This window comes from Peribacillus sp. P4_B1 (assembly GCF_056402395.1).
On the sequence record NZ_JBFUHM010000094.1, the window covers coordinates 1 to 7493 of the forward strand.

10 protein-coding genes and 1 pseudogene are annotated in these 7493 nt (G+C 36.9%); 6 read left to right on the plus strand and 5 right to left on the minus strand.

What is annotated here, in order from left to right; genetic code table 11:
* Positions 1-215 (minus strand): annotated as a pseudogene (locus AC1DVK_RS25820) (DDE-type integrase/transposase/recombinase); the annotation flags it as partial.
* 70 nt (positions 216-285) lie between these two features.
* Here AC1DVK_RS25820 and AC1DVK_RS25825 point away from each other — a divergent pair.
* Complete coding sequence (locus AC1DVK_RS25825; protein ID WP_430152240.1) at positions 286-666, plus strand: VOC family protein; 381 nt, start codon at positions 286-288, stop codon at positions 664-666.
* 79 nt (positions 667-745) lie between these two features.
* Here the strand turns inward: AC1DVK_RS25825 and AC1DVK_RS25830 are convergent, their stop codons facing one another.
* Positions 746-1009: a hypothetical protein gene (locus AC1DVK_RS25830; RefSeq protein ID WP_477627716.1), complete on the minus strand. Its 264-nt coding sequence runs from the start codon at positions 1007-1009 to the stop codon at positions 746-748.
* 320 nt (positions 1010-1329) lie between these two features.
* Here AC1DVK_RS25830 and AC1DVK_RS25835 point away from each other — a divergent pair, with 320 nt between their 5' ends.
* Both AC1DVK_RS25835 and AC1DVK_RS25840 read left to right on the plus strand, forming a co-directional pair.
* Positions 1330-1497, plus strand: coding sequence for an oligosaccharide flippase family protein (locus AC1DVK_RS25835; protein WP_477627717.1), 168 nt, complete (start codon positions 1330-1332; stop codon positions 1495-1497).
* A gap of 37 nt (positions 1498-1534) precedes the next feature.
* Positions 1535-2701, plus strand: a complete 1167-nt coding sequence (locus AC1DVK_RS25840; RefSeq protein ID WP_477627718.1) for an oligosaccharide flippase family protein — start codon at positions 1535-1537, stop codon at positions 2699-2701.
* 30 nt (positions 2702-2731) lie between these two features.
* Here the strand turns inward: AC1DVK_RS25840 and AC1DVK_RS25845 are convergent, their stop codons facing one another.
* Positions 2732-3184 (minus strand): MarR family winged helix-turn-helix transcriptional regulator, encoded by a 453-nt coding sequence (locus tag AC1DVK_RS25845; RefSeq protein ID WP_089362320.1) that lies wholly within the window; start codon positions 3182-3184, stop codon positions 2732-2734.
* 115 nt (positions 3185-3299) lie between these two features.
* Between AC1DVK_RS25845 and AC1DVK_RS25850 the strand changes: the two genes are divergently transcribed.
* Positions 3300-4196 (plus strand): SDR family NAD(P)-dependent oxidoreductase, encoded by an 897-nt coding sequence (locus AC1DVK_RS25850; protein ID WP_477627719.1) that lies wholly within the window; start codon positions 3300-3302, stop codon positions 4194-4196.
* A gap of 354 nt (positions 4197-4550) precedes the next feature.
* On the opposite strand, the gene AC1DVK_RS25855 is transcribed toward AC1DVK_RS25850, so the two are convergent.
* Both AC1DVK_RS25855 and AC1DVK_RS25860 read right to left on the minus strand, forming a co-directional pair.
* Complete coding sequence (locus AC1DVK_RS25855) at positions 4551-4826, minus strand: DUF5131 family protein (protein ID WP_477627720.1); 276 nt, start codon at positions 4824-4826, stop codon at positions 4551-4553.
* 73 nt (positions 4827-4899) lie between these two features.
* On the minus strand, positions 4900-5868 hold the full coding sequence (locus AC1DVK_RS25860) for a hypothetical protein (RefSeq protein WP_477627721.1): 969 nt from the start codon (positions 5866-5868) through the stop codon (positions 4900-4902).
* Between the two features lie 394 nt (positions 5869-6262).
* Between AC1DVK_RS25860 and AC1DVK_RS25865 the strand changes: the two genes are divergently transcribed.
* Together AC1DVK_RS25865 and AC1DVK_RS25870 are read left to right on the plus strand one after the other, a co-directional pair.
* Positions 6263-6496: a hypothetical protein gene (locus AC1DVK_RS25865; RefSeq protein ID WP_477627722.1), complete on the plus strand. Its 234-nt coding sequence runs from the start codon at positions 6263-6265 to the stop codon at positions 6494-6496.
* Positions 6497-6765: 269 nt separating this feature from the next.
* A complete protein-coding gene (locus AC1DVK_RS25870; protein WP_375166292.1) occupies positions 6766-7344 on the plus strand; it encodes a 2OG-Fe(II) oxygenase in 579 nt (192 codons plus the stop codon).
* The last annotated feature ends 149 nt before the right edge of the window (positions 7345-7493 follow it).

The window sequence follows — 7493 nt, forward strand, 5'->3', positions numbered from 1 at the left end:
TCCATGAGCTTATTTTTAAACTCATTTCCACGATCCGTATGGAAGATCTGGATCTTACGAAGGTCAACCTTGATGGAGGCGAATGCACGATAGACAAGTAAAGCATCTTTGTTTGTTCCTGTACTGAAGCCCACGATTTCCCGATTAAAGAGATCGACAAATACACATACGTAATGCCATTTTTTATTGACTCTTACGTATGTCAAATCGCTGACTTTGCATAAGGAAATTAAAATGTATATAATTGAAAAAGTTATGTATTCAGCTCACTGGGGGGATGTAAGAATGTTACAATCCGTATGGTTTAATTTACCAGTTGGAAATTTAGAAAAGAGTGAAGCGTTTTTCGAGGGAATCGGATTCAATATTAATAAAAACCCAGATATGTTAGATAAAATGGTTGGTATTAAAGTGGCGGAAGGTTCGATAATCATTCTAATTGAAAAGTCTCATTATGAGCAGGTTTCTCGTGCTTCAGTACAACCTAATGCAAATGAAGTGTTAGTGTCGATAGGTGTGAAGGAAAATAAAGAGGTCGATGAGATATTGGATAAAGTTGAAGCGGCAGGTGGCAAAGTACTCGAACGTTCAACAGAACATGAAGGATATTATGGTGGATTATTTGAAGATTTAGATGGTCACAAATTTAACCTGCTTGTGTGTTAACAAATAATAAAAGACTCGTTTGCTGCCCCTAACTTATGAAAAGCTAGGAGAGCGAATGAGTCTCTTTTTTTTACTTAAATTAATCAATAATTGATTGTTTACGTAGTTCATATACTTTATCTGGTGTTACGTCTTGGCCAAGTGGGTACCCATCTCTTATAGCTCTTACTATGACTTCATAATCCTCCATGCCATGCTTTTGGGCGATTTGAGCCAAAGAATAGGCCAGTTCATTCCGTTGTTCTTCCTTTATCGGCACATGTACTTTAATCGTTTTGTTATCTGGATTGACTCCGAGCGCTATAATATCATATTCATTATTTACCTTATTGCTTTCTTCCATGAATTCTCGGCTCTATCCTTCCTTTTTCTGATTGTCTAAGTGATCATAGACTAAAAAAAGTATAAACGCGGCCATCAGCACAGCTAACCCTAGAGAAAATCGTTTTTTAATTTCTTCACTTTATATCTCCTTGTCCAAAATTCTGTCTCTGCTTTTTAACTTTCCCCGTTAGTTCTAGAAAAATATAGAAAGCTAGTTTACATAGACAACCTTATCAGAAAGGTAAAAGGCTCCCTTTTCGCTCCATTATAATACCCAACATAAGTTTACCTTTATCATGCATATATTCATATATGGACAAGGTAGAGGGTGAATAATTGATGACTAAACAATCTCTTTTTAAAGGAACTATGATTTTAACAGTTGCCGCATTCATTACAAAGATATTGGGATTTGCCAACGGAATAGTATTAGCAAATGTAATRGGTCCTGAAGGTGTCGGTCTTATCATGATGGCAATGCCTGTTACTGGTCTTTTAATTACATGAACTACGTTAGGACYCCCCATAGCCATATCTAAACTGGTTGCTGAAGCCGAAAATAAAGGGAAACTATAGACGTGTAAAAAAAATCCTGATTGTATCATTAGTTACTACTAGCTTATTAGGATTAGTTTTAATGATTATTGCAATTTTCGGTGCTAAGGCATTATCTTCACATTTCTTAACAGATCAAAGAGCTTATTATTCTTTACTTGCCGTTATACCGATAGTTCCTATTCTGGCAGTTTCTTCAGTCATAAAAGGATATTTCCGTGGCAAACAAAACATGACGCCAATTGCAATATCCCAAGTAATTGAGCAAGTTGTTAGAATTGGGCTTATATTTTTTCTAGTTCAGTGGCTACTTCCTTATGGAATAGAATATGCTGCAGCTGGGGCAATTCTTTGTGGCATTATTGGGGAAGGATTTTCTCTACTATATTTATTCTCTGTATTTAAATGGTCAAAACATAAAAAATTCAAATTACACCATTCCTTTATAAAACAGATCAGCAAAGGTAAGGAAATTTTCTTCGATTTACTTAAAACTGGACTGCCGACAACTGGAAACGGCTTAATACAATCTTTGATAGGAATTATTCAGCCCATTCTGATTACACAAAGTTTGGCTCTGGCCGGTATTGGAACGGCTTTAGCTACCAAACAATATGGTATTGTGATGGGATATGCTATACCTTTAATGCTTCTTCCGGGTTTTGTAACTAAGTCTTTATCAATAGCTTTAGTACCAGCTATTAGTGAATCGAAAGAGAATAATAATCATCTTCTTATTAAGAAAAGAATTCAACAAGCTGTTAACATAGCTTTGATTGTAGGCGTTCCATGGACAATCATTTTGTACGTTTTTGCAGAACCTTTAACGACACTGATATATAAGTCACCAGAAGCAGGTACTTTTCTTAAAATCATGGGGCCATTCTTTCTATTACACTACTTTCGTACTCCCTTTCAAGCAGTACTGATTGGTTTAGGAAAAGCAAATACTGTCATGATAAATAATTTAGTGGCTTCTATAATATCCCTAATTTCTATAGTGTTTCTTGCTTCCAACCCTGAATTAGGGATTTGTGGTAGATTTGAAACAAATTTTGATCAAATTAATACAAGAAACCTTGACCCACTATCTGTAATTTTAGTTGCATCATTTCAATACCATCCTTTCACTAATTTAGAAATCATTGTACAGTAAAGGCCGTCTATCTAAAGAGCATTCATCTTATCAATCCTTTTTTTTCTGAGAAAGATTTTTAAGCATCTCAATATATTCTTTCAATTGAGAATTAGTTAAACCTGAGATAGTTTCATAAAAGATAGATTCTTTTTCTCTTATTGCTCTTGTAGTTTTTTCACGACCATTTGTGGTCAAAGACAACAATACACCACGACGATCTGTGGAGTGAGGTTCACTCATAACATAACCTCGATTTTTCAGCTGACCAATAAGTCTACTTACAGAGCTTCGATCCATGGCGGTTGATTCAGCTAAAGTGCTTGCGTTAGCAGGACCATGTGAGTATAACCAACGAACAATCAAAAAAGCTGCCGGCTGTAATGTTGCGTCAAATATAGAAGCAGTTCTAACATTAAGTGCATGCGCTTCGCTTATCAACGCGTTAAGTTGTTTACCTAAATTTAGTTCAAGTTCTTCTCTAACGTCAGAGTGATTACTCATAGTTATCTCCTTCTCTATATAAGTAATTGACATATATCAATTAACTATTTATAGTTGACATATATCAAATATATTTCGTTTACCTGTTATATGTCAAGTTTATTGGGGGTTAATAATGTCTGGATATCCTATTGTTGTAATTACCGGGGCTACAAGTGGTATAGGTCAGATTGCAGCAGTTGAAATTGCAAAACTTGGTGCAAAACTAGTATTGACTGCGCGTAATGAAGAGCGAGCAAAAATTACTGAAAGGTTGATTAAAAAAGCTTCACCAGTCACTGAAGTGGATTTCTATTTCGGTGATCTGTCCTTAATGAAAGATACATGTCGGATCGGTCTCGAGATAAAAGAAAACTACCCAAAGGTTGATGTACTTATTAATAATGCGGGGATTCACGGTTTTAAACAAAGAATTACATCTGAAGGTTTCGCTGAGATGATAGCTGTAAACTACCTAACACCCTGGTTACTTACAGATTTATTAAAGGAATCTTTAATAAAAGCAGAAAATGGAAAAATCATTACTGTTGCTTCAGAATCATCACGAAATCATGGAAAGCTAAAATTGCCAGATGATTTGATTGATACTTCTTCCTTTACAGCTAAAGGATCATCAGAAGTCTATGGTAAAACAAAACTCTTAAACATAAYGTTTACCTATGAGCTTGCACGTCAGTTATCTAATATTAAGATCACTGCTAACACTCTGAATCCAGGTTTCAATAATACTGGTCTAGGAAGAGATCTCTGGTTTTCTACAATATTAGGGGGAATATTGAAACTTCTAAACATCGGAAATCCTAAAAGGGGTGCTGACCTCATCGTTCGTCTAGCTACTGAACCAAAATTTAAAAATATTACGGGTAGATATTTTACAGTAGGAACTGGTGCTGAAATTGAACCAGTATATCCTGGAAATGAAAAGCTTATGCAGCAAAATTTGTGGAAGCTTACAGAAGAATTATTACTAGATTACAAAAAAAATGAAGCTATTTTTAATGACTGCGAATAAGCCAGTATTCGTGAGTATTATCTATTATACTGAGGGATTTTATTAAGAAAAAAGATTCTTATTGGGGTAGCATCACATGCCCATCAAGCTAACAACGTAAATGACTAGATACGAAACGATCCTTATTTCGAAACTGGCGAGTGATGGAAAAGTAGGCATGCCAAAGAAGCCTATTAAAAAGCGATTTTTTCGCTATACTAAATCGCTCGCGAGTATACACACTAAAAAAACCTTGCTTATATCAAGCAAGAGAGATTTGGATATTCATCATATGTTTTGTTATCTAATACTCTTCCAAACCRATGTTTTTGAACTCCGCCCCATTGTTTAAAAAAGAAAGCTATTTTCTGTTCTTCACCCTGGTCGCATTGTTCTTACCCATTCAGTCTCCATAGAACCGACCCTGGGCCAGATTCTACATGAGCAGGCACTTTTTCTTAAATCTTTAATTGGATAAGATACATCTTCATTCACTAAACTTGTTCCTATCCAAATATTTGGTGTCCAATGTAAGGATTCAGCCATTTCACTTAGTCGTTTAGAACGTTTCGTTAGTATTTGATAAGTATTATGTGGCGTTTCATTCATTGTTTTAAAGACTCTCTGTATAAAATCCAGCAGAACCTCCAATCTGACATGGAATTGGGCAGTTTTTTTATTTTATGTTTTTCTCTTTTTATAAATATAATTCAATATTAGGACATTAATTCCTTCTAGAACTGCGCATTGCTCTCCGGCGGTCGTGCAGTACCATCAGGATAATTATTCCCATCATCACTCCCAAGACGCTACTTAACTCGGTGGTTAGTACATATGCAAGCGGGTACTCTAGAGCAGGTTGTGCATCGGGGCGAATGGCGGACAAGCGGTTAAAGAGGTTATAAGAGAACAGCATTCCCGACGAGATCCATGCTGCTGCCATAGGAGGAAGGAACCTCTTCGACCCACGGCGGGTGGTCAGTACCAACAAACCCCATGCCCCCGCGAAGGCCCACACACCGGTACTCAACGACAATAGGTGCCACCATATATCGCGGTTATCCAACATAGCTGGGTTGATGCCAATAGTTCCACCAACCGCCCAGAATAGCTTAATAAATCCAAGCAGGATACAGCCAGCCGCGACAAGCCTAGCCAAGGTGATATGCAGTTTCTGGCTGTTGCCCGGGAGTAATTCAATGTCGATTGGATCAGCAAATGCCTCTGGCCAACGCGCTTTAGCGTATCCAGCTAAGGCGAAAGGTAGGCAGATCCCGACCCCAACCAGTGAGACCATTACGAAAATCTGCTCATATACCCAAACGTTGACAGCTCCTGCCTGCTGATCGCGTATCATAGCAGCAGGACCAAGCACAGGTGCTAGCAACAGCATAGGAATAAGTAAACCAGTACCTACCCAGACGGGCAAGGCAACCAACCAGGCGGGCAGTCGCTCACCCCATGTCATGCTAAACGCCAATGCTAACAGGACACCAACTGCAGCTAGAACCATTGTTACTGCGTTTGCAGTGCGCCAACTTGGGTCGCCCATTTGTTCGGTCGGCATGAAGAGACCGAACGTCCAGGCGATTTTGATTAACAGATAAGGCATTAACGCTATAGCGGCACCATAACCCCAAAATCTACGCTTCTTCATCAAATGTGAAATTGGCTGCTTTTTCATTACTGTCATGAGGTCACCTCGGCTGCCAGACCAGTGAGTTCGTAAACCTCTACCTCTACAATGAATAGAGCGCTTCCATTTAAACTCTCATGTTTATTTCTTTTTATAACTATAAATAAACACCCCTTAAGAATTATTATTTAAACTGTTTTAGTTTTAATGAAATATTGGATTTTTCACGAAGATAATCATTCCCCCCCATTACGCTCACCGTCAATACCCTAAAAACTGCTCTGCTCCTTTAACTTTAACATAATATTCCAATGAGGAATCCCTTATTCTAAAAAGTTGACACAAGAAGATTGCCTTCATTGACGACCTTCTTGTGTCATTAACTAATATGCCATTACTATTATTTAAATTGGATTATTCTTTTTATAAAAGGCTCTTTTCGTAAAAATTGTTGTTTTTAAAACGAAACTATTTAAGGTTGATTGRAGCGGAAGTGCGAGACTCCTGCGGGACAGGTGAGACCCCACAGGCGTTTACGCCGAGGAGGCTCACCGCCCGCACCAAGGAAAGCGAGCATCTGGAGGGGAAATCAACCACAACTCACTACCTGGTAAATAGCAACAAAGTATGTGAAAACAGCCTTATAAAAAAACATCGATCATTTTTGCCTTCCTTAATCAACTAAACCAGCTAATAGGAAGTCAATATCTCTAAAATAAAAAACAACGTATGGTGAGTTCGCTCAAAGGGGGATCATCACACACAAAATGTCCATTAACGAAGCGAGACATGGTTATCCTATGATATAATTAACATAGAAAACCGCTTACATTAATGAAATTAAAAATCAGAAAATTCATTCTCTTGAGGAGACGATGAAAGTTGACAGTGGACAATAAAAATTCAATAAGTAAAGAACAAACTATTTTTAATCATATTGGAAATAAAATCAAAATGGAAGATAGAGAAATTAATATAATTGCTAAATTAGAAGAACCTCTTCTGGTGGTTTTAGGAAATGTATTGAGTGACGAAGAATGTGATGAACTTATTAGACTGTCAAAAGACAAAATGCATCGTTCTAAAATTGGAGTTACACCCGAAGTAAATGAGATAAGAACTAGTAGTAGTATGTTTTTTCAAGAAAATGAAAATGACATCATTTCCAAAATTGAAAAAAGAATATCGTCTATCATGAATATACCCATTGAACATGGGGATGGTATTCAAATTCTTAAATATATTCCAGGTCAAGAGTATAAAGCTCATTTTGATTTTTTTACATCTGCAAGTAAAGCAACAAAAAACAATAGAATCAGCACAATCGTCATGTACTTAAATGATGTAGAGCATGGAGGAGAAACTTTTTTTCCTAAACTGAATTTTTCAGTATCACCTCAAAAAGGAATGGCAGTGTATTTTGAATATTTCTATAACGATCAAAACCTTAACGACCTGACTTTACATGGTGGAGCTCCAGTTATTACTGGAGAAAAATGGGTTGCAACACAATGGATGAGAAGGAAAAAATAGTCTCCAAATGTCAGATGGTTTAAAAATGATAGATGTAATTCACTTCCTGCTCCCACATAACTGTCTCCTTCAAACCTTTATATCTGTATTAATGGATGAAGAATGAAGTTCGAGAAAAAACAGAAAATAGACATCTTTTTTTCTCATCG